The organism is Demequina sp., from assembly GCF_049841215.1.
GTDB lineage: Bacteria > Actinomycetota > Actinomycetes > Actinomycetales > Demequinaceae > Demequina.
Window position 1 is genome coordinate 316,087 of record NZ_JASGEO010000013.1, and the last position, 20,361, is coordinate 336,447.

Consider the following 20,361-nt stretch of genomic DNA (forward strand, 5'->3'; position numbering starts at 1 on the left):
GCGGGGTTACGGCGCACGAGTACCGTGGAGCGTGTGACCCCCATGGACGCACATCACACCTGGTTCATCACCGGCTGCTCAACCGGCATTGGTCGGGCGTTGGCCTTTGCGGTTGCCGCTGCCGGGCACCGAGTGGTCGCCACCGCGCGCCGGCCGGAGACGCTCGACGAGCTGGTAGTGACGTACCCGCAGACGGTGCTGGCACTACCGCTCGATGTCACCGATCCCGGTCAGATTGAGGCCGCGCGCGACGCCGCGCTGGAGTGGCTCGGCGACGAGGGACTGGACGTGCTCGTGAACAATGCGGGGATCGGCTATTTCTCCACGATCGAGGAGTCCGAGCAGGCCGATGTCGAGACCATGATGGACATCAATTTCTGGGGAGCGGCAAACGTCACGCGCGCGTTCCTGCCCCACCTGCGCGAACGGAGGGCGGGGAACATCGTCACCGTCAGCTCCATCGCGGGAGTGCGCGGCTCCGCCGGGCTTGGGTACTACTGCGCCACCAAGTTTGCGGTGAGTGGATTCATGGAGGCGCTCGCGGCCGAGGTGGCCCACCTTGGCCTGCGCGTCACCGTCGTGGAGCCAGGCCCCATCGACACCCTCTGGATTCCCAGCGGCAAGAAGCAGCACCACGTGGCGCCCGACTACGCCGAAGTCATGGAGCCCTACTGGAACAGAATCGACAACCTCCCGGGCAACCAGCCGGGCACTCCGGAAGCCCTCGCGGAGGCGGTGGTGACTCTCGTTGCCTCGCCGGAGCCGCCCCTTCACTTCATCGCGGGCAAGCACGCGCTCGCGGGCACGCGCGAGAAGCTGGAACGGCTGGGTGCGGACGTGGACGCGTGGGAGGAACTCACGGTCTCCGTGGATAGGCGCTAGGCGCCACGCACCTGCCGAATCCGCGCGATGGCATCGGGAAGCACGTCGAAGAGTGAGCCCACCACACCGAAGTCGCTGATCTCGAAGATCGGTGCATCCGGATCGAGGTTCACGGCGACGATGGTTCCCGAGGCCTGCATGCCTCCGCGGTGGTGCACAGCCCCGGAAATACCAGCGGCTACGTAGAGCGCGGGCGTCACGGTGGTGCCAGTCTGGCCCACCATGTGTTCGTGGCTGATCCAGCCCTCATCCGTGGCATCACGGGAGGCGCCAACCGCGCCGCCAAGCAGTTCGGCGAACTCGCGGATCAGCGCGTAGTCGCCGCCCGTTCCGCGGCCGCCAGATACAACCACGGGCGCCTCGGCGAGCGGAACGCCATCCGACGCTTTCACGGGCTCGGCGTGAACGAGAGTCTCGCGCGTCACGGGAGCCTCGAACGGCACCTCAACAACGGCGGGCAGCGCCGCGTCCTCGATCACCACCGCCTGGGTGGTGTTGGGCCGCACGCCCACGATTGCCACGTCGCGGTTCACGCGCGTCCGCACGTTCCACGTGGCGGCGAAGACGGTCTGGGTGGTCTCGACGTGGCCGTCGACAACCTCGGCGCCTGCGGCGTCCACGACCACCCCGGCGCCCGTGAGCATCGCGAGCCTGGTCGCGATCTCCTTGTTGACGAACGTGGAGACCACCACGAACACCTCGGCGTCGTGGCCCGCGGCCGCGAGCGCAGCCGCACCAACGGAGGGGATCCGGACGTCCGCGTCAATGACCCGCACCTGCACGGCACCGTAGTCTCCCAACTGCTGCACGGCCTCAGGCGATGGGGTCCCGCCAAGCCACACCGCAACCGGCGTCCCAAGCGTGTCCGCGAGCGTCAGTGCCTCGAACGTTGGGCTCGCGATATGGTCGCCGTGACGCTCCACCAACACCGCAACGGTGTTCGCATCTACCGAGCTCATGCGAGCCCCCTCTCGATGAGGAAGTCGGCAAGTTGGCGGCCGCCCTCCCCTGTGTCGGTGACGATGACGGGCGTGCGCGGCTCGCGCGGCGACGCGTCGAGGACGGTGACGCGCGCGGCGCCAGCGCCCACGGTGCTTGGCACCACGCCGAGGTCATCGAGCGACCACGTCTCCACCACGGCGGTGCGCGCGGCCATGATCATCTTGAAGTTGGGGTAGCGCGGCTTGTTCGCCTCGTCGGTTACCGACACCACCGCGGGCAGCTGCGCGCTGACGGTCTCGTGCGACTCTGGCAGGTGCCGTTCGATCGTCGCCACGCCATCGGCGACAGTGAGCGAGGACGCGAGCGTGAGTTGCGCCCAGTCGAGTTCCACAGCGAGCGCGGTAGGCAGCATCGAGGTGAGGCCGTCGAGCGCAGCCATGCCCGTGATAACGAGGTCAAGCGGCGTCTCTTCGTGCACCTTGCGCACGGCCGCGGCCAACACCTTCGCCGTGCCAAACACGTCCGATCCAGCGATGGCCGCGTCCGAAACGTGGATAGCCCGCCCCACGCCCAACTGAAGCGCCTTGCGCACGGCGGCCACAGCGTCGGGCCCACCAACGGTGAGGGCGACAACCTCGCCCTCACCGGCCGCCTCAACGAGCTGGAGCGCGGCCTCGACCGCGTTCTCGTCGAGCTCATTCATGGAGCCGTCGTCCGCCGTGCGCGTGACGGTGCCGTCCGTGAACGAGCGGTGCGATTGGAGGTCGGGCGTGAACTTAACGGTGACGAGTACGCGCATGGGCCCAAGCCTATCGGGGGCAGGGTTGCGTACTCGGCGTCTGCCAGCACGCGACACAGCGGCCTGTGCGTCCTAGCGGCAAGAACGGCGTCGGATGGGCCTCTTAAGACCCATTCCTTACCGCCAGCAAGCAACGACGCCGCCTGCCCGACGCTGGGGCCGGGTTACGTACTCGGCGTCTGCCAGCACGCGACAGAGTGGCCAATGCTTCCTGGCGGCAAGAACGGCGTCGGATGGGCCTCTTAAGGCCCATTCCTTACCGCCAGCAAGCAACGACGCCGCCTGCCCGACGCTGGGGCTGGGTTGCGTACTCGGCGTCTGCGAGCACGCGACAGAGTGGCCAATGCTTCCTGGCGGCAAGAACGGCGTCGGATGGGCCTCTTAAGGCCCATTCCTTACCGCCAGCAAGCAAAGGCGTCGCCTGCCCGACGCTGGGACTGGGCTACCGCGCAGGCTCCAGCGGGCGCGTGGCCGGCACCACGAGGAGCGCGAGCACAGACACGGCGCCCACCACGAGGAGCGAGTTGAGCACGCCGAACTCGTTGCCAAGGAATCCGAGCAGCGGCGGGCCGGCGAGGAACGCCGTGTAGCCGATGGTCGAGACAACGGACAGGCGCAGCGGCGCGCGGCGCGGATCGTCGGCGGCCGCCGACATCCCAACCGGGAAGCCGAGGCTCGCGCCGATTCCCCAGATGGCGCAGCCAATGAACGCGATCCACACGTTCCCAAACACCACCAGCACGCAGCCCACAATCGCGGCGATGAAGAGAATTCGCAGCACGGGCACACGGCCGTAGCGGTCCAGCAGTCCAGTGCCGAGGATGCGCCCGGCGGTCATGAAGCTCAGGAACACGGCGAGCGCGACCACACCCAAAGCGTTGTCGAGGTCGTGCCCCTCAACGAACGCGACGGCCATCCAGTCGTTCGCGGTGCCCTCCGCGAAGGCGGCCGCAAGCACCACTAGGCCAATGAGAAGGGTGCGCGGCTCGAGCCACGCGGACCGCTGCTTGGCGGGCACGGGAGACCCAGCCCCGGCGTCGGCCTCATGCCCTGCCTCGTCATACGCAGGCAAGAAGTCGCGCGTTGCCCACCACACGGCAACGGCGCCAACCACCGCCACAGCAACGAGGTGCGGCACCAGCCCAACACCGCCCCACACCAGAGCCGCGCCAATGAGCGCGCCCAGCACGGTGCCGCCGGAGAACATCGCGTGGAACCACGGCATGATCGCGCGGCCAAGGCCCTGCTCGATGATCGTGCCCTCAAGGTTCTGGGAGACGTCCCAAACACCAAACCCCAGGCCTACCAGGAACAACCCCGGCATCACCAGGAAGATCGAGTCGCCGTACTGCACCGCGAAGGCAGCAAGAATGAGGCCGGGAAGCGAGAGCACCGCGCCCAGGCGCACGGCGTTCGCCGCGCCATACTTGTGCGCCAGCCGGCCCGCAACGGGTAGGCCAACGAGTGAGCCCACGGAGATCGCGAGCAGCATTACGCCCAGCGCGCCGGGCGTGAGGTCCAGCATCTGCTTCGCGTCTGGGACGCGCGACATCCAGGTGGCGAAGGCGAAGCCGTTGACGCCAAAGATGATGAAGTCCGCGTTGCGCGCGCGGGTGATGTGGGCGGTCACGCGTCCACCTTTCCGTAGATCGCCATGAGCTCGTCGAGCCGCTCTCGCGCCCAGTCGTACTGCTTGTCGTCCTCGTGCCCGCGGTACCGAGTCTCGATCACCATGATGAGCACCAGATACAAGGTGTAGAGGCGGCGCCGGCGGCGCGCATCGACATCGAGCTCGCCGAGCCCGTAGCCCTCCCGGAATGCCGTCGAGTCTCCATAGGCGGGCAGGTCGAGTGGCGTGAAGTACGCCTCCATGAGGGGGTCGCCCCAGAACGCGCGCTCGTGATCGATGATCGCGACGATGCGCCCGTCGCGGATCATCACGTTCGAGTCCCACAGGTCCCACTCGGTGAGGCGCGGCTCGGCCACGGCGTCGAGAGCGTCGGCGTCGCGCGCGATGAGCTCGCGGACCAGGTCGTATGAGTGCCCCAGGTCCACGCTCAGCGCCTCGCCGTCGCGCACCACGCCCTCGATCATCGTCAGGAACGCCTCGCGCCAGGTTGCGAAGCCGGGCCCAGCCAACGGCCCAAACCACGGCCCGACGGCCTGGTTGAGTTCGCGGTTGAGCACACCCAGTTGCCGGGCATAGTCGGCACGCTCGGTGTCGGTGAGTGCGCGCTCGTGCGTCTCGATGCCGAGATTCGCGCCCTCGACGAAGGGCATGAAGAACCAGTCGGCATCGATGAGCTCGCCGCTCGTGTCCGCAAACTCGACCGCCGGCACAGGAACGGTTGTGTGAGCCTGGATGAGCTCGAGCGCGGCGAGTTCGTTACGCATCATGTCGAGCTCATAGGTCATCACCTGCACACCGGCCGGCGGCGCGATCTTGAGCACGACCCTGCGACCGTCGCGCAGCGTGATCGCGTACGCGACGTTGAACCAGCCGTGGCCCAACTCCTCGGCGAAGTCGTCACCCTCGGGCACCTCGGCGACGCCGTATGCGCGCGCGATCATCGCCCGCAGGGTCGCGACCGACTGCCAGTTCTTGGTGATGCTCTCCATCGAGATCCTTCGCGCGTTGCTTACCGAGTGGTAACTACGAACAGCCTAGCGGACGCGTCGTCGCGCCGTGCATCCCCCGCCGCTCGCGGTGCAGTGGTGAAGGGCGTCGGCGCAACCGCCACTAGACGGCTTACGCACTCTTGAAGGGCGCCTCGCTACACTCAGGCCAACGCACTGTCGCGCTGACGAGGGGGATTGACCTAGGACATGGCATCGAACGCGCACTCCTGTGGGCTCGCAACGTGCGCAGAGCCGATCGCCCGATCCTTCGCAAAGCAAGAGCGTCGCGAAAATCCTGCCGCTGTCGACTAAATCGAATCGCTCCACTTGGCACCTTTGCGTGGCGCCGCTAGGGTGGCAGTGCGGGGGTCGCACATCCCCCGCTGACAAAGAACTCAACTTAAGCGGTGCAAGTAATGGCTCTGCGCAATTCCAAGCGCGGCAAGTTTGCCGCCATCGCCGGCGCCGTCCTGGCACCCACGATCGCTACGGCGGTTCCTGCCTCTGCAGGGTCAGGTGGGGCGTCCGGACCTGGATGCAACGTCACGTTTGGCAACAGCACATCCACAGACAACGCCTGGAGCGTCCTCAACTCCGGCAACTGCGGCACGCTCAGCGTCCGCCACCAGTGCTACGCCAGTGGCGGTCCCTACTGGACCAACTGGCGCACAGGGAACACGCTGACGCAGCCTCAGCTGACTTCGTCGCAACACAAGGCAACGATCTCAGGCGTCACCTACACGTACAACGTCAGTGCATAACAACACTACCAACTGGCGAGACGCGTCTGGGAGATCCCGGACGCGTCTCGTCCTTGCCATGCCGGTCCTAGGCCTCGTCGGATGCTTGATGGGATGCAGCGGGCCGAACAAAGAGGAGTCGGCTTCACCCGCTCCGATGGACACAACCTCGGTGTTCTACCAGCAGTACAAGGCCGCCGAGTACTACGAAGCATCCGACGAGCAAATTGCCGTACTAAAGAAGGCGGCCGAGACCAACACGCTGGAGTTCAGTGCGGTGGGCGAACTAGTAGAGCAGGCCCTCGCATGCATTGAAGACAAGGGGATTGCCGTGATTCGGCAGGCACCCGAGGAGTTGGGCGAAAACTACTTGATACCGAGATACTCGATTGCAGTATCCGCACCGGGAATGACCGACGCACAGGCCGACTTGTTGTCAAATGAGTGCATTGACCAGTATTCGTATTACGCCGAGGCCGCGCTGCAGATGAGTCCGCAAGCCACCGATGCGCGGGATGCTCGGTTGGTCGCGGAGCTTCCGACTATCATCGACTGCCTGGCTCAGAATGGCGTTGCGGCGACGGAGGATGAGACTCCGGACGAGATTCGGATCAAGGTCCGCGACTTGCTTGTCGAGACGAACGAAGCGGGCGCGGCGGTGATGTGTTACGACGACTTCACGCCGGATCAGTAACTCGGAAAGGGCCCTGTGCGTGTACTCGAAGCGGCCCGTCGATACACTCGCTCTCGACGCACTGTCGCGCTGACGAGGGGGATTGACGTAGGACATGGCATCGAAGGCTCGTTCTAGTGGGCTCGCGATCGCGGTTGCGCTCGCCCTCATCGCCCCGCTCGCGGCGGGCATCACTCTCGTTATCGCCCGGTCGGGCCAGTCCCCCCTCGAGTCAGCCTCCGAGGTTGAGCCGCTCGTCGGCGCGGTCGAGCGCGCAGAGCGCTACCAGGAAGCCACCGTCGCCATCACCGTGCAGTACGCGACGGCCCTGTCCCCCGCAACCAACGCGTCGGGCACGCTGACGGCCCTCGCCCTCGCTCCAGGCACGGTGGTCAAGACCGGCACCGTCGCAGGCTCCGTGAACAACGCCAAGCTCGTCGCATATAGCTCGAAGTCGCCACTCTTCCAGGACATTTACCGTGGCCTCAAGGGCGCTGACGTGAAGACCGCGCAACAGCTGCTCAAGGACCTTGGCTTCTACTCGGGCGCCATCGATGGCGATGCCGGCCCCGCAACGGAGAAGTCCATCAAAGCCTTCAACGCCCACTACGGCTGGGGCAAGGACAACGGCACACTTGCCCTCGCGAGCCTCGTGTGGGTAGGCCAGGCGCCGGTCACGGTCGCGGAGCTGTCGGTGACGCTCGGGCAGTCCGTTAGCCCCGGCACCGAGCTGTTCACGACCACCGCGGGGCTCGCGGCGATCGCGGTTACCGAGACCCCCAACCTCCCCGCGAGCGGTGACACCACGCTCACCGCCAACGGCGTGAAAGTCCCCTACACGGTGGGTTCGGGTGCGGTCACGGAGCCCGACGCTGTGGCTGAGATCGCGGCCACCATGGGTACCACGACGGAAGGGGTAGCCACGGTCGCCCTTGTTGAGCCCCAAGTGGTGGGCACCGTCCCCAGTTCCGCAGTGTTCTCCGACGAGACAGGCGCAACGTGCATCTTCCCGTCCGTTGACGGCGCGCCCATTGCGGTCACGCCCACGGGCGGCACGCTCGGCACCGTGGACCTCGACGAGTCGCTCGTGGGCCAGGCGGTGCTGATCAACCCCCGCGACGTGCGGCAGGACCTCGCGTGCGGCTAGTCGCCACCGGCGTCACCTACACCTACCCGCGCGGGGACCACCAGGTGCTCGCCGGGGTGGACTTCGACATCCCGCCGGGCACGTCCGCCGCGATCATCGGCCCGTCCGGCTCGGGCAAGACCACCCTGCTGTCCCTCATGGGGCACCTGCTGCCGATGCAGGCAGGCTCTATCCACGCCCTGGACGACTCCGGCAATGAGCTGCGCCTCCGAGACACCGCCTCGTGGGTGCTCCAAACCGTCTCCCTGCTCCCCGACCGCACCGCCCTCGACAACGTCATGGTGGGCGCGTACTCGGCTGGGGCTTCCCGGCCCGACGCTGTGGCGAGATCGCGGGAGGCTCTCGCGAGCGTCGGGCTGGCAGGGCGAGACGACGAGCCCGCGCGAATCCTCTCCGGGGGCGAGGCGCAGCGCGTGGCGATCGCGCGCGCACTGGCCAGCCAGCGGCCCATCATCCTCGCCGACGAACCCACGGGTCAGCTCGACGCGAAAACGTCCGCGACGGTGCTCGAGGCGATGATCGGTGCCCACGGCGAGCGCACGGTGGTGGTGGTTACGCACGATCCCGAGGTCGCCGAGCGCTGCGACGTGGTGCTGGAACTCAGAGACGGCGTGATTCACGAGCGGGCGCGAGCATGAGCCGCGAATCTCAACACCGGCGCGTGTGGCCGCTCGGGCTGTCCGCTCGCGAGGGCGTGGCCACGGCCCGCAACGGCCGGTGGACGTCGCTGCTGCTCATCGTCGCCGTGGCCTGGTCCGTCGCGGCCGGTGCCGCGGACGCGGTGTCGGTGACGCGCCTGGTGGAGGGCGAGCGGGACTGGATCGACGCCGGAGGTTACGTGTTCGTCGTCACCGGCGCCCGCACCGACGGGGCCCAGAACCCCATTCCTGCGGACGTGTGTGACCGGCTTGCGAGCATCGATGGCATCGACGCGTCGTTTGCGCTGACTCGCGGAGACGCGAACGGATCGTTGAGCTACATCCCCGGCGGGCGCGCGTCGATCTACGCGGTCTCTACTGGGGTGTCGACGTTTCTTGGGGTGGCGCCGGCCACAACGGGAATCGTGATCGGCACCCTGGGGTTCGCCGAACGCACGGGCGCGCACGACGGCGACGTGGTGCGCGTGACCCAGCGAGCGTCGTTCTCCGCCCCTGCCGGCGAGTCCGACCCACTCACCCTGCGGGTCGCGGACTCCGCGGTGATGGGCGAGGAGTTCGACGGCGCCATGCTCATGCCGTCGCAGCTGACCGGCACGGCGGACACCTGTTATGTGCGGACAGACGCCGCCCACCACACCGCGGTCGAGGCGGCCCTGCCCTCGTATCTTGCCTACAACGGCCTCCCAGCGATCCCCAACCCCCGGCTCTTTGAATCCGACTTCACCGTGGACTACACCCATGCCTACGAGGACCGCCAGTTGCGGTTCCTGTGGGTCGCGACCGCCGCGATACTTGGCCTGCTGTGGGCGATGCTGCAGTGGTTCCGCCGCTCCCACGTGGCCATCTACGCCACGTTCGGCATGCGCGCACCCTCACGGCTCATGGCGCAGGCGTCGGAGTGGGGCGTCATCGCTGCGGTGGGTCTGCTCGTTGGCTGGTCCATCGGAGTGGTGGGCGCGGTCGCGATGGGGGCGCGAGTGGAACAGGCGCTGACGCAGGTCACCGCGCACGCGCTGCTCACCGTGCTCGGGGCATCAATCGTGGTGGTGCTCCTTGGACTCAGGCCTACCGGCACGCTACTCAACGCACTCAAGGACCGCTAGCGAGTTAACGTCCGGCAACACGTCCCTAATGTTTACGTCCGTGGACATTCCCTCAATGTTCACGTACCGTAACAGTCATGCAAGAACTGCTGGCAGCTCGCTCGATCACCCGCATCGGTCAGTCCATTCGGCTGCTGCGAACGCGCCGCGGCCTCACTCAAGAAGAGCTCGCGAAGGAAGCCGGGGTCTCCAGGACCTGGCTGAACCAGGTAGAGAACGGGTCCAAGAGCAACGCCGAACTCGCCTCGATCTTTGCAGTGTTGAACGTGCTCGACGCCTCGCTACTCATTCGCGATGACGTGGACAGCCAATGACCGGGCCAAAGGGACTTGCCATCCTCCTCGAGAGCGAAGTGGTCGCCACCCTCGAGCGCACGGCGTCCACCTTGCGCATCACATATCGCGATGACGCCCCCGGCTCAACTCCGCTCTCGCTGTCACTTCCCCGCGGCGTACGCCACAGTGGCACTGCTGTCACGCGCTTCCTCAATGGCTTGGTGCCCGAGGACGCCAACGCTCGCGCCGCGATCGCACGTCAGTATCGGATAGACCCGTCCGATCTCATGGGTTTGCTGCACGCGATTGGCAAGGACTGTGCAGGAGCGGTCCAGTTCTGCCTCGATTCGGAAGTCGAGGAACTTCAGTCCCGCGCCGGGGAGCTTGAGCCGTGCTCGAACTCAGACATCGAGGCCCGTCTGGCAGCGCTGGACATGAACGAAGCCGCATCGTGGACGATGCCTGAGGAGCACTGGTCACTCGGCGGCACCCAACAGAAGTTCGCACTGCGCCGCCAAGGCGACCTATGGTTCACGGCACACGGAGCAGCGGCGACAAGCCACATCATCAAACCGGGCATCCGACGCATGGCGCTTCAGGCGTTGAGCGAACACGCGACGATGGCGGGCGCCGCTCGCATCGGTATTCCCACCGCGACGACCTCGTACCAGGAGTTTCGGTCGCAGTCCGCGATCGTCGTCGAACGCTTCGATCGCCGGCCGACACCAGGTGGCGACCTCGTTCGCGTCCACCAGGAAGACCTGTGCCAGGCCACGGGGAACCCAGAGAAGTACGAGGACCAAGGCGGCCCTAGCGCGGGCGACATCGCCCGCGCGCTGCGGGAGTTTGCCGCGACAGCGGCGGAAGCCGAGCGAGCAGTACGGCTATTCACGGACATGGTCATCTTCAATACTGTCGTCGGCGCGCCAGATGCCCACGCCCGCAACTACGCGGTGCTGCTCGCAGGCGACTCCCTCGCCCTGGCCCCTATGTATGACGCCGCGACCGCCGCCGCATACGGGAGAAGCGATGGCAGCTCTGCACACGTCGCGATGGCCACTGGATCCACGCGTGCTCTCGACCATCTGACCGCCAAGGACTGGAGCACATTCGCTCGCGCGCTTCGCCTCGACGCCGACTACGTCACTGCACGCGTCACCCACTTCGCCGAGCAAGCGCCGCAGGCAATCATCGACGTGCTCGAGGAGATAGGAACACCCGAGGCCGACGAACTTCGGTCACGAGCGAGCGAGCCGCTGATGCGGACCGCGCAGCGAATCGTGACCGCGCTCCGCTAGCGCGAGCCCGGAACTCGAGACTCAGTCACCCCCGCAACCAACCGGACACATCGCTCCGGCAGAATAGAGCCATGGGCAAGAGTGAACTTGCGGAGTCCCCCACTCCCCACAAGCTGGGTGTACATCTGGTCGACGGCGGCGTCACGGTAGGCGTCTGGGCGGCGCACGCCACCGGCGTCTTCCTGTGCCTCTTCGACAAGGCGGGGAAGGAAACCCGGCACCTGCTGAACGGGCCAACCAATGGCGTGTGGCATGCCTACGTTCCCGAGATCAAGGAGGGGCAGCGCTATGGCTTCCGAGCGTCGGGCCCCTGGAACCCCAAGCAGGGCCTTCGCTACAACGTCAACAAACTGCTCCTTGACCCTTACGGGCGCGGGCTCGAAGGCAACCTCGCGAAGATGACTGACACCGGGGCGTCGGCCCTGCTGTGCACGCGAGACGCGACTGACTCCGCTCCCCTGATGCCGCGCTCCGTGGTCACCACAGAGCCCAGGGAGCCTCTGCCCGCGCCCAAGCCGCACACGCCGTGGACGGATTCGATCGTCTACGAGATCCACGTCAAGGGCTTCACCCAGCAGATGGGCGACGTCCCCGAGAACCTGCGCGGCACCTATGCGGGCCTCGCGCACCCGGCCTCCGTCAACTACCTCAAGAGCCTCGGCATCACGGCCGTGGAGCTGCTGCCCATCCACGCCTTCGCTTCCGAGCCTCACCTTGAGCACCTTGGCCTCACCAATTACTGGGGCTATTCGACGCTGAGTTTCTTCTCCCCGCACCCCGCGTTCGCTACGGCCGACGCTAGGGCTAAGGGAGCGCAGGCCGTCCAGGATGAGTTCAGGGGCATGGTTGACCTGCTGCATGCGGCGGGCCTCGAAGTCATCCTTGACGTGGTCTACAACCACACCGCGGAGGGCTCGGCTACGGACAGGGTGCTGAGCTGGAAGGGCCTCGACAACCGCACGTACTACCGCTCCAACCCCAACAATCCGCAGCACTACGACGACACCACGGGAACGGGAAACACGCTCGACTTTGCGCACCCGTCCGTAGTGAAGATGGCGCTGGACTCGTTGCGGTACTGGGTGGAGGTCATGGGCGTTGACGGCTTCCGGTTTGACCTTGCGGCCACGCTCGGCCGCACGGGCACTGGCTTTTCTACGAATCACCCGTTCCTCACGGCGCTCACCACGGACCCTGTGCTTGGCGCCGTGAAGCTCATCGCGGAGCCGTGGGACGTGGGGCTTGGCGGCTGGCAGGTGGGCAACTTCCCGCAGCCGTTCGGCGAGTGGAATGACCGCTTCCGTGACTATGTGCGCTCGTACTGGCTCGAGTGGGGCTCTGGAAAGGTGGGCGACCGCCACCACCCCACTGCTCCGGAACTCGCAACCCGCATCGCCGGATCCAGCGACCTCTTTGGGCACTCCGATCCGTACGGCATGCGCGGGCCGTTCGCGTCCGTCAACTTCATCACGGCACACGACGGCTTCACCGCTCGCGACCTTGTGACGTACACGAACAAGCACAACGACGCGAATGGCGAGAACAACCGCGACGGCACGGACAACAACCGCTCGTTCAACCACGGTGTGGAAGGGCCAACGGATGACGAGAAGGTCATGCGCGCGCGCCGCCGGTCACTGCGCAACCTCCTGGGCACGCTGCTGTTGAGTGCGGGAACGCCGATGCTGCTGGGCGGCGACGAGTTGGGCCGCACGCAACGCGGCAACAACAACGCGTACTGCCAAGACAACGATATTGCCTGGTACGACTGGAATCTACAGCCGTGGCAGCACGATCTGCGCGCGTCGGTGGCGCGGCTCATCGAGTTGCGCAAGGCACACAGGGTGCTGCGCCCTCACCGGTTCTACGACGGAGTGGACGACGACCCTCGCGACGAGCTTTTCCGCGCAGACTCCGCCTGGTTCCGCGCCGACGGCGAGCACGAAGACGAGGACTGGTGGGAGGACCCAAAGACGCGTGTGGTGCAGTTCATGCGGTCGCTGTCCGAGGCCGACGAGGCCGACGCGTTGGTGGTCATCAACGGCTCACGTGCCGTGGCCGAGGTGACGATCCCCGCCGACGAAGGAGCGCCCTGGACGCTCGTGTGGGACTCGGCGCTCGAGACCCCGCCACCACCGCCGTCGGGCGCCGTCAACCCTGGTGACACACAGGAACTTCGCCCAATGTCGATCCGGCTGTATATCAGTGAGCCTGTGACATCCTGAGCGGAGTAGCACCGCGCTGACGCACAGCGAACTCCGCGTGCATCGGCTAGATTGGCACCGCGAGGCACTAGGTCGTGTCGCGACCAACTAGGGGGTTCAAAGTGAACAAAGTGGCGATTGTCCGCACCGCTATTGCCGGTGCATTGGCGCTGGTACTAGCAGTGGGCGTAGGTACCGCAGGTTGGGCCTCGTACCGGGTTCAACTGAATCCTGCAGAGGGCGGGACTTCGTCCTCGATCGTGACAGCGTGCGCGGTTGATGCGCGCTTCAAAGCATTCTCTTCGGAGGTTCCTGGACTCAACTACGCGTACACCAAAGACTACGACGCCTACTGCGACTACCTCGGCGTCCGCGTTCACTACGTCGCGTCGAATGGATCCTGGGCAGGGTGGACGTCGTGGGACACCGCTAGCGGTTCGGACAACGTCGCTACCATAACCGTGACCGGCGACCTGCAGTATTCGCTACACGAGGGTGACTAGCCACCGCGTAGCGCTTCGCCGGGTGAGGGCAGGCGTCGCGTCAACTTTCGGTCTCGTATGCCTCGCCGCGTGCACAGCGCCCACGAGCGAGCCATCCACCACAGACAACGGGTTCGGCTCCCTTGCAACCGCGATTATCGCGCGGGCCAACGCTGCCGGGGCCAGCGAGGCGCAACTCGACGCGCTGAGGGATGCAGAGCTCATCGGAGTCCTTGAGTTCGAGCCCTACAAGCAGGCCGTTGACGCTACGTTTGCGTGCTTCGCGGACGCAGGTATTCGCTACGAATCGTCGGGGCCTACAGCCAGTTCGGGCCTCCCGATGATCCGTTACGGGTTCGAGGCGCCAGAGAACGGCCCAGACCCGGGCTCTCAGTGTGTCAATGTGAACTCGCGGTTTGTGGAAGAGCTCTACCAGAATCAGCCGGCCGCGGCAGAAGCGGTGGAACAGGCGTTTATTGATGCCATGCCTCAGCTGATTCCGTGCCTCCGTGAAGATGGGTGGCTCCCGTCCAGCGGCGAGCCGAGCCCTGACAACGTCAAGCACGCAATTGAGGATGGCATGACCGCCGCCGAAGACGGCGACGCTCCAATGGAATCCAACCCAATGAAATGTGTGATCGCCGCTGGCCTCACGGACGGTTTCACTCCCAGCGGATAGCCAGCGGCCCGGGTGCTTGCGCAACCCGGGCCGCCGCACGTGACGGGAATGGGACTATTTCACCGTCACGCTCTTGGAGGTCGACGAGGTCGGCAGGTAGCCGGACTTGATCGCCGTGACCTTCACCGACACCTTCTTGCCCTTGTCCGCAGACGTGAGCTTGTAGGTGACGGAGGTGGCGCCTGGAATCGCCACACCATTGCGCAGCCACTGGAACTTGTAGGAGCTCGGTGACGGGCTCCAGATGCCGCGGTGTGCGTTGAGCGTGTTGCCCACCTTGGCGTAGCCGGAGAATGCGGCGTACCCAGTGCTGGCGAACCGCTTCAGGATCTTCACGGAGGCGGACGTCTTTGCCGCCGACGTGTAGCCCGTCTTGCCCACTGTCACCTTGACCGTGATCTTGTGGCCCGTGTCCGAGGTCTTGACCGTATAGGTCTTGGCCTTGGCCCCGCTGATTGCCTTGCCATCGCGGTACCACTGGTACGTCACGGACGACGGAGTGGGCGCCCACGTACCGATGTACGCCGTGAGCTTCTTGCCCGCCACGGGCGTGCCGCCGATCGATGGCGCCTTTGTCGAAGTGAACGTGCCCTTGGCCACGGTCACCGCGGCCGAGGTGGTGGTCGCGGTGATGCGGTCAGCCGCGGACGCCGTCACCGACACCGTGATCTTCTTGCCGATGTCACCAAGCGAGGGCTTGTAGGTGGTCCCCGTTGCCCCGGCGATGGCGGCGCCGTTCACCTTCCACTGGTACGTGATGCCCGACGGCGTTGGCACCCAGGTGCCCGCGCTCGCCGTGAGCGTGCTGCCGTACTTGGCAGTTCCACTGATCGTGGGGTTGGGTGCCGTGGTGAACGGAACGTCGATGAGGTCGAGCTGTGCCAGCGCGTCCTCGAACAACTGCGTCACCGCGTCCACCGTTGCCTGCGACGGCGAATCGGCGTCCATAAGTACCGAGTACGCCGCCCCTGCAGCGATGATGGCCGCGAGCGACTCCGGCGTGTAGAGCTCCGGGTCGATCTGCTCCACCTGCTCGAGGACTGCGTCGAGTCCGGTGAAGTCGGCAACCGGTGCCTTCTTGACGAGGCTGAAGTCGTCGAAGAACGCCCAGTTACCGGCGCCGACGGTTCCCGCGAGCGCCACCGTGGCGTCGCCCGCAACCTCGTTGCTGAAGTTCACCGTGAACGTGGCCCAGTTGCCCCATCCCGTGACCGTGACCGGGGTGCTGACGGTACTTTCGTCCGTCACCACCGAAAGGTTCACGGCCAGGTCAGAGGTGGCTCCTGAGTCCACTCCGCCGTGCGCACCGAGAGTGAGCACGTAGTCGCCTGCAGGCAGGTCACTCACGTCCTGAGCAATCGACACGCTCGCCGGGCTCGAGGCGTAGAGGTTCATCGCGGTGGTGCCGTGAACACTGCCCGAGTCTTGGCTGGTCCACCAGGTTGCCGGCCACGGGTCCGCCGTGACATTCCAGCCTGCCGGGTCGCCCGTCTCGAAGTCGCCATTCACCAAGTACTGGCGCTGCGCAACGGTGACGTTGGCGGTGGCACCGTAGCCACCCTCCGTGGTGCCGTTGATCGAGTATTCACCGGGGCCATCGATGTACGCCTCGGCGCCCGACCACGTCACCGATTGGGTGAGCTTGCGACCGTCGAACTGCGTGAGCTGCACCGTGGTGGGGAGGGTGATCGTGTCACCATCCACCACGTTGATGGCGATGGGATCCACGGTGGGATCCGGCACCTCGCCTACGACGACGAGAGCGTCGAAGGCCTCGCTGACGAGGGTGATCGCGCCGGCCACCTGCTGCTCCGTTGGACTCGATGCCGCGAGCACGAGGTTCGCCACCTCAAGAGCGGAGTCGAGGCCCTCGAGCGACTCGGCGGAGTACACCGAGCGGGTGAGGCCATTCATCTGGTCAACGAGGTCCTCGAGGTCCGACGTGTCGGCACCAGCGGGGGCCACCTTGGTGAGCTCGAAGTTGTCGAGCCAACCCCACGCCCCTGCAGCGCCGGTGCCGTCGACGCGAACCGTAGCCGCGCCGTCGGCCGGAACCGTGAACGTCACCGAGGGTGTCTTCCAGGAGAGGTATCCCGTGAGGGCGACGGAGGTGCCAGCAGTGGGGCCATCTGTCGTGGTCGCGGACGGCGCGAGAGAGATGTCCACGCCCTGCGCCTTGCCGGTGAACGTGTACTGACCAGCCTCGAGACCGGTGACGGTCTGCGCCATCGCGAACGTGTACGCGGAACCGTTGTACACGTTGATGGCCCAATCACCGTACGCGTTGGCGCCAGGCGTCTTTGCCCAGAAGGTGCTCGGCCAGGTGGGTGCGGAGAAGGACCACGGAGCAACCGAGGAATCGCCGTTCTCGAACCCGCCGTTGAGGAGGTAATTGACCGCCTTGACCGTGATGGTGGCAGTGGTGGCGTCACCGTTGGCCGTCACGCCGTTCACCTTGTACACACCAGGCGACGTGATCCATACGAGGACGTCGTCCCACGTGACAGCCACATCATCGGTGGACGAGTCGTTGTACGTGACCGTCACCGTGGACGGCAACGTGATCGTGTCGCCCTGCGTGAAGGTCAGCGAAGGCTTCTCCACGGACTCCACTGCCAGGGGCGCCTGAGCGCCCGTGCGCGCGTACGCGAACACGTTGAGCGACTCGAGCGGCGTGCCGTCGAAGGCGAAGAGCGCCTGGTTGTCCCACGACGAGCCGCCGTAGTACGTCCCCGCGTCCGCCGAGTACTCACCCGCGTACGAGGATGCCCAGCCGGAGCCGTCGCGCTCCCACAGCACCTTGTTGGCCTCAAGCTCATCGGCCGGGCCAACGGGCAGCCACGCGGGCTCCCAGTAGAACACGCCTATTCCGGCCTCACCCACGTTGGACACGGCCTCCATGACATCGCGAACCGCCGTGGCCTGACCCTGAACGGAGGTGGGGTACGGGCCGTCGTCATTCTGGCCCGCGCGCACCGTGTTCTCGTGGCCGTCGCCGTCCTCGAGCGTGTACGCGTACGAGGTCTCCGCGACCATGACCTTCTTGCCGAAGTCCTGGGCAACCCAGTACAGCTTGTTGGTCAGGTTGGCGAGCGTGCCGTGCCAGTACGGGTAGTACGACGACGCGAAGACGTCGTAATCCATCCCGTTGTCCTGGAGGGTGTCCGCGATAGTCCAGTAGTCCTTGGACTCGGGGTTCGTGAAGTGTACGGCCACCAGAGCGTCCGGGTAGACCTCGCGAACGGCCGCCGAACCGCCGTTCGCGATCTGAACGAAGTTGGCCCATCCGGTTGAACCCGCGATGAGGCCGTCGTTGGTCTCGTTGCCCACCTGCACCATGGTCACGTCAACGTCCTCTTCCGCCATCGCGGCGAGGGTGTCGTGCGTGAAGTCGTAGGTGGCGTCGGCTTTTTCTTCCACGGTCATCGCCGCCCACGCCTTGGGCGCGGGCTGCTGACCGGGGTGCGCCCAGAAGTCCGCGTAGTGGAAGTCCACGGTCACGTGCAGGCCCGCCGCCGTGGCGCGCTCACCGATCTCGAGCGCGCGCTCGGCGTCGACCGTGCCGCCGCCGTAGCCGTTGCCCTCGGCGTCGAAGGGGTCGTTCCACACGCGCACGCGCACATCGGTGATGCCGTGGTCCGCAAGAATCTCAAAGAGATCGCCCGGCGTGCCGTCGTCGTTGCGGAACACCACACCTGAGTCCTCAAGCGACAGCACCGAGGACACATCAACGCCGTTGATGAAGTCTTCCGATAGTCCGTCAATCTTGTGGACGGTGATGCCAGCCTCCACCGGCCCGTCATCGTCAGCGTAGGCCGCGCCTGCGCTCACAAACACGGTTGCCACCATCGCCGCCGCCGCGGCGGAGGCGGTGACCGCTCCCAGTCTTGAATGAAGCCTCATTGCTTCGTTCCTTTCCCTCTACCTAGTTCACCGGCTCCACGATGAAGCCGTCGATAAATCCCCAGTCCTCCGCGCCCAAGGTGCCGTCAACGCTCACGGTGAGCGTGCCGTCGGCCCCTACGACCGCACCTTCAATGACCCCCTGGTACCACTGCTGCCAGCCGTTCAACTGCAGCGGCGCCGTCCACTCCCCCTGGGACCCCTTGGCGTTGAGCGCGAGCGCGACGCCCGCCGGGTCCTTGTCCTCCCCATGTACGGAGACCTTGACGTTGTACGTTCCCGGCTCGAGCCCGGTGACGGTCTGGGCAACGGACAGCGAGTAGTCCGCGTCGCTCCAGAAGTTGAGCACGCGCGCGTCCATGGCCGCGGGCACGTTGTCGTCCACCACGGCAAACGTCGCGGCATCCGAGTCCAGGGTCCACATCGACAGGTCGTCGTCCTCGAAACCAGGGTTTACCAGCACATTGATAGGCCCGACGGTGATGGTCGCCGTCACGCTGTCGCCGCTGGCTAGGGTGCCGCTCACCTCGTGCACGCCCTCGCGGGAGGTGTCGACAGCGATCTCTTGCCACGCCACTTCGTCCTCTGAACTGGTGCCGTCGTTGAAGTGGACGGTGACGGTAGCCGGCAGTTCGACGACGCCGCCCACCTGGACCTTCACCTGCGGGCTATCGATCTGCGAGACGGCGAGCGGGGCCGTTGCGCCACGGCGAACGTACTCGAAGATTCGCAGCGACTCGAGCGGCGTGCCGTCTGGGGCGAAGAGTGATTGGTTGTCCCACGCACTGCCGCCCACCTGGCCGGCGGCATCGTTGGGGTCGTAGGAGCCCGCGAAGCTCGTGGCCCAGCCAGAGCCGAACTGCTCCCATAGCTTGGCGTTGGCCTCTGCTTGGTCTGGGGGACCTACCGGGAGCCACGCCGGCTCCCAGTAGAAGACGCCAACACCGGCATCCCCTACGTCGGCGACGGCCTGCACCACAGCCCGCACAGCGTCGGCCTGGCCCTGCTCCGAAATGGCGTACTGCGTGGCATCGGCGGCCGCGCCGATGACGTTGGGGTAGCCGTCCGCATCGTCGAGCGTGCGCAACCAGCTGGTCTCGGCAACCATGACCTTCTTGCCGTAGGTGTCGGCGATGCTCTTGAGCACGGCCGTGAGGTTCTCCGGGGTGCCGTGCCAGAACGGGTAGTACGAGCTGGCGAAGACGTCGTAATCCACGTCGAAGTTGTCGAGGATCTTGGCGATGCGCTCGTAGGAACCCTCTTGCTCGGGGTTGGTGAAGTGGACGGCCACGAGCGCGTCAGGGAACACCTCGCGCGTGGCGGCGGCGCCCGCGTTGAAGATTGCGGCCATGCCGTTCCACGCGGTGACTCCCGCAACCCCGTTATTGGTCTCGTTGCCGGTCTGCACCATGGCCACGTCCACGCCCGCGTCCTTCATCTGCACGAGCATCTGCTGGGTGAAGTCACCCGCGGCGATGGCCTTGTCCCCGTCGGACATGTCCGCCCAGGACTTGGGCGCCTGCTGCTTGGCCGGATCCGCCCAGAAGTCCGAGTAATGGAAGTCAACGAGCACCTTGAGGCCGGCGTCTGTGGCGCGCTTGCCAATCTCGATCGCGCGTTCCGGGGACACGTTGCCGCCGCCGTAGCCGTTACCCTGCGCATCGAACGGGTCGTTCCACACCCGCACGCGCACGTGGGTGACGCCGTTGTGCTTGAGGACGTCGAAAAGGTCTGCCTCTTTGCCGTTGTTGTCCTTGAACGTGACGCCCGATTCCTCAAGGGAGAGCACCGTGGACACATCCACCCCCGCCACGAAGTCCTGCGGCAGGTTCTCCACCTTATTCACCACGATTCCGCCCTCAATGGGACCGGAATCGTCCGAACACCCCGAAATACCAGCGGTGACTGTGACCGCTCCCAGGGTGGCGGCGACGGTGCGCCAAAAGGACTTCATGG

Annotated in this window: 17 protein-coding genes; 11 read left to right on the forward strand and 6 right to left on the reverse strand. The window is 66.0% G+C overall.

Going from position 1 to position 20,361, the window contains the following annotated elements:
- Positions 1-42 precede the first annotated feature (42 nt).
- Positions 43-882, forward strand: a complete 840-nt coding sequence (locus QM618_RS07435; RefSeq protein ID WP_428096495.1) for an oxidoreductase — start codon at positions 43-45, stop codon at positions 880-882.
- Here QM618_RS07435 and QM618_RS07440 read toward each other — a convergent pair.
- From QM618_RS07440 to QM618_RS07455, 4 genes are all read right to left on the reverse strand, one after another.
- The gene (locus QM618_RS07440; protein ID WP_428096242.1) at positions 879-1,841 is read right to left on the reverse strand and encodes an electron transfer flavoprotein subunit alpha/FixB family protein; all 963 of its coding nucleotides are present in this window, start codon (positions 1,839-1,841) and stop codon (positions 879-881) included. The two genes, QM618_RS07435 and QM618_RS07440, sit on opposite strands and share 4 nt — an antisense overlap.
- Positions 1,838-2,623 (reverse strand): electron transfer flavoprotein subunit beta/FixA family protein, encoded by a 786-nt coding sequence (locus QM618_RS07445; protein WP_428096245.1) that lies wholly within the window; start codon positions 2,621-2,623, stop codon positions 1,838-1,840. Before QM618_RS07445 ends, QM618_RS07440 begins: the two co-directional genes overlap by 4 nt.
- A gap of 442 nt (positions 2,624-3,065) precedes the next feature.
- The gene (locus tag QM618_RS07450; RefSeq protein ID WP_428096248.1) at positions 3,066-4,253 is read right to left on the reverse strand and encodes an MFS transporter; all 1,188 of its coding nucleotides are present in this window, start codon (positions 4,251-4,253) and stop codon (positions 3,066-3,068) included.
- Complete coding sequence (locus QM618_RS07455) at positions 4,250-5,242, reverse strand: phosphotransferase family protein (RefSeq protein WP_428096250.1); 993 nt, start codon at positions 5,240-5,242, stop codon at positions 4,250-4,252. The genes QM618_RS07450 and QM618_RS07455 overlap by 4 nt, the downstream gene beginning before the upstream one ends.
- A 416-nt stretch (positions 5,243-5,658) precedes the next feature.
- On the opposite strand from QM618_RS07455, the gene QM618_RS07460 reads away from it, so the two are divergent.
- From QM618_RS07460 to QM618_RS07505, 10 genes are all read left to right on the forward strand, one after another.
- Positions 5,659-6,003, forward strand: coding sequence for a hypothetical protein (locus QM618_RS07460; RefSeq protein WP_428096253.1), 345 nt, complete (start codon positions 5,659-5,661; stop codon positions 6,001-6,003).
- Positions 6,004-6,139: 136 nt separating this feature from the next.
- Positions 6,140-6,676, forward strand: a complete 537-nt coding sequence (locus QM618_RS07465) for a hypothetical protein (RefSeq protein WP_428096256.1) — start codon at positions 6,140-6,142, stop codon at positions 6,674-6,676.
- A gap of 94 nt (positions 6,677-6,770) precedes the next feature.
- On the forward strand, positions 6,771-7,802 hold the full coding sequence (locus QM618_RS07470; protein WP_428096259.1) for a peptidoglycan-binding domain-containing protein: 1,032 nt from the start codon (positions 6,771-6,773) through the stop codon (positions 7,800-7,802).
- The gene (locus tag QM618_RS07475) at positions 7,793-8,440 is read left to right on the forward strand and encodes an ABC transporter ATP-binding protein (RefSeq protein ID WP_428096263.1); all 648 of its coding nucleotides are present in this window, start codon (positions 7,793-7,795) and stop codon (positions 8,438-8,440) included. The genes QM618_RS07470 and QM618_RS07475 overlap by 10 nt, the downstream gene beginning before the upstream one ends.
- The gene (locus QM618_RS07480) at positions 8,437-9,564 is read left to right on the forward strand and encodes a hypothetical protein (protein WP_428096266.1); all 1,128 of its coding nucleotides are present in this window, start codon (positions 8,437-8,439) and stop codon (positions 9,562-9,564) included. Before QM618_RS07475 ends, QM618_RS07480 begins: the two co-directional genes overlap by 4 nt.
- 77 nt (positions 9,565-9,641) lie before the next feature.
- Positions 9,642-9,878, forward strand: coding sequence for a helix-turn-helix transcriptional regulator (locus tag QM618_RS07485; protein WP_428096269.1), 237 nt, complete (start codon positions 9,642-9,644; stop codon positions 9,876-9,878).
- Complete coding sequence (locus QM618_RS07490; protein WP_428096271.1) at positions 9,875-11,137, forward strand: HipA domain-containing protein; 1,263 nt, start codon at positions 9,875-9,877, stop codon at positions 11,135-11,137. Before QM618_RS07485 ends, QM618_RS07490 begins: the two co-directional genes overlap by 4 nt.
- Before the next feature lie 71 nt (positions 11,138-11,208).
- Positions 11,209-13,362, forward strand: coding sequence for a glycogen debranching protein GlgX (gene glgX / locus QM618_RS07495; RefSeq protein WP_428096274.1), 2,154 nt, complete (start codon positions 11,209-11,211; stop codon positions 13,360-13,362).
- Between the two features lie 101 nt (positions 13,363-13,463).
- Positions 13,464-13,844, forward strand: a complete 381-nt coding sequence (locus QM618_RS07500) for a hypothetical protein (RefSeq protein WP_428096278.1) — start codon at positions 13,464-13,466, stop codon at positions 13,842-13,844.
- Entirely contained in the window at positions 13,837-14,502 is a 666-nt protein-coding gene (locus QM618_RS07505; protein WP_428096281.1) for a hypothetical protein, read from the forward strand. The genes QM618_RS07500 and QM618_RS07505 overlap by 8 nt, the downstream gene beginning before the upstream one ends.
- 54 nt (positions 14,503-14,556) lie before the next feature.
- Here QM618_RS07505 and QM618_RS07510 read toward each other — a convergent pair whose 3' ends face one another.
- Together QM618_RS07510 and QM618_RS07515 are read right to left on the reverse strand one after the other, a co-directional pair.
- Positions 14,557-18,405, reverse strand: coding sequence for a glycosyl hydrolase 53 family protein (locus QM618_RS07510; RefSeq protein ID WP_428096284.1), 3,849 nt, complete (start codon positions 18,403-18,405; stop codon positions 14,557-14,559).
- 22 nt (positions 18,406-18,427) lie between these two features.
- Positions 18,428-20,359, reverse strand: coding sequence for a glycosyl hydrolase 53 family protein (locus QM618_RS07515; protein ID WP_428096288.1), 1,932 nt, complete (start codon positions 20,357-20,359; stop codon positions 18,428-18,430).
- Between the last annotated feature and the right edge of the window lie 2 nt (positions 20,360-20,361).

What these genes read in the sequence shown, in the direction of transcription:
- QM618_RS07435 (WP_428096495.1), top strand. Translation starts at nt 43, where the DNA reads ATGGACGCACATCACACCTGGTTCATCACCGGCTGCTCAACCGGCATT.
- QM618_RS07440 (WP_428096242.1), bottom strand. Translation starts at nt 1,841, where the DNA reads ATGAGCTCGGTAGATGCGAACACCGTTGCGGTGTTGGTGGAGCGTCAC.
- QM618_RS07445 (WP_428096245.1), bottom strand. Translation starts at nt 2,623, where the DNA reads ATGCGCGTACTCGTCACCGTTAAGTTCACGCCCGACCTCCAATCGCAC.
- QM618_RS07455 (WP_428096250.1), bottom strand. Translation starts at nt 5,242, where the DNA reads ATGGAGAGCATCACCAAGAACTGGCAGTCGGTCGCGACCCTGCGGGCG.
- QM618_RS07460 (WP_428096253.1), top strand. Translation starts at nt 5,659, where the DNA reads ATGGCTCTGCGCAATTCCAAGCGCGGCAAGTTTGCCGCCATCGCCGGC.
- QM618_RS07465 (WP_428096256.1), top strand. Translation starts at nt 6,140, where the DNA reads ATGGACACAACCTCGGTGTTCTACCAGCAGTACAAGGCCGCCGAGTAC.
- QM618_RS07470 (WP_428096259.1), top strand. Translation starts at nt 6,771, where the DNA reads ATGGCATCGAAGGCTCGTTCTAGTGGGCTCGCGATCGCGGTTGCGCTC.
- QM618_RS07480 (WP_428096266.1), top strand. Translation starts at nt 8,437, where the DNA reads ATGAGCCGCGAATCTCAACACCGGCGCGTGTGGCCGCTCGGGCTGTCC.
- QM618_RS07485 (WP_428096269.1), top strand. Translation starts at nt 9,642, where the DNA reads ATGCAAGAACTGCTGGCAGCTCGCTCGATCACCCGCATCGGTCAGTCC.
- QM618_RS07490 (WP_428096271.1), top strand. Translation starts at nt 9,875, where the DNA reads ATGACCGGGCCAAAGGGACTTGCCATCCTCCTCGAGAGCGAAGTGGTC.
- glgX (WP_428096274.1), top strand. Translation starts at nt 11,209, where the DNA reads ATGGGCAAGAGTGAACTTGCGGAGTCCCCCACTCCCCACAAGCTGGGT.
- QM618_RS07510 (WP_428096284.1), bottom strand. Translation starts at nt 18,405, where the DNA reads ATGAGGCTTCATTCAAGACTGGGAGCGGTCACCGCCTCCGCCGCGGCG.
- QM618_RS07515 (WP_428096288.1), bottom strand. Translation starts at nt 20,359, where the DNA reads ATGAAGTCCTTTTGGCGCACCGTCGCCGCCACCCTGGGAGCGGTCACA.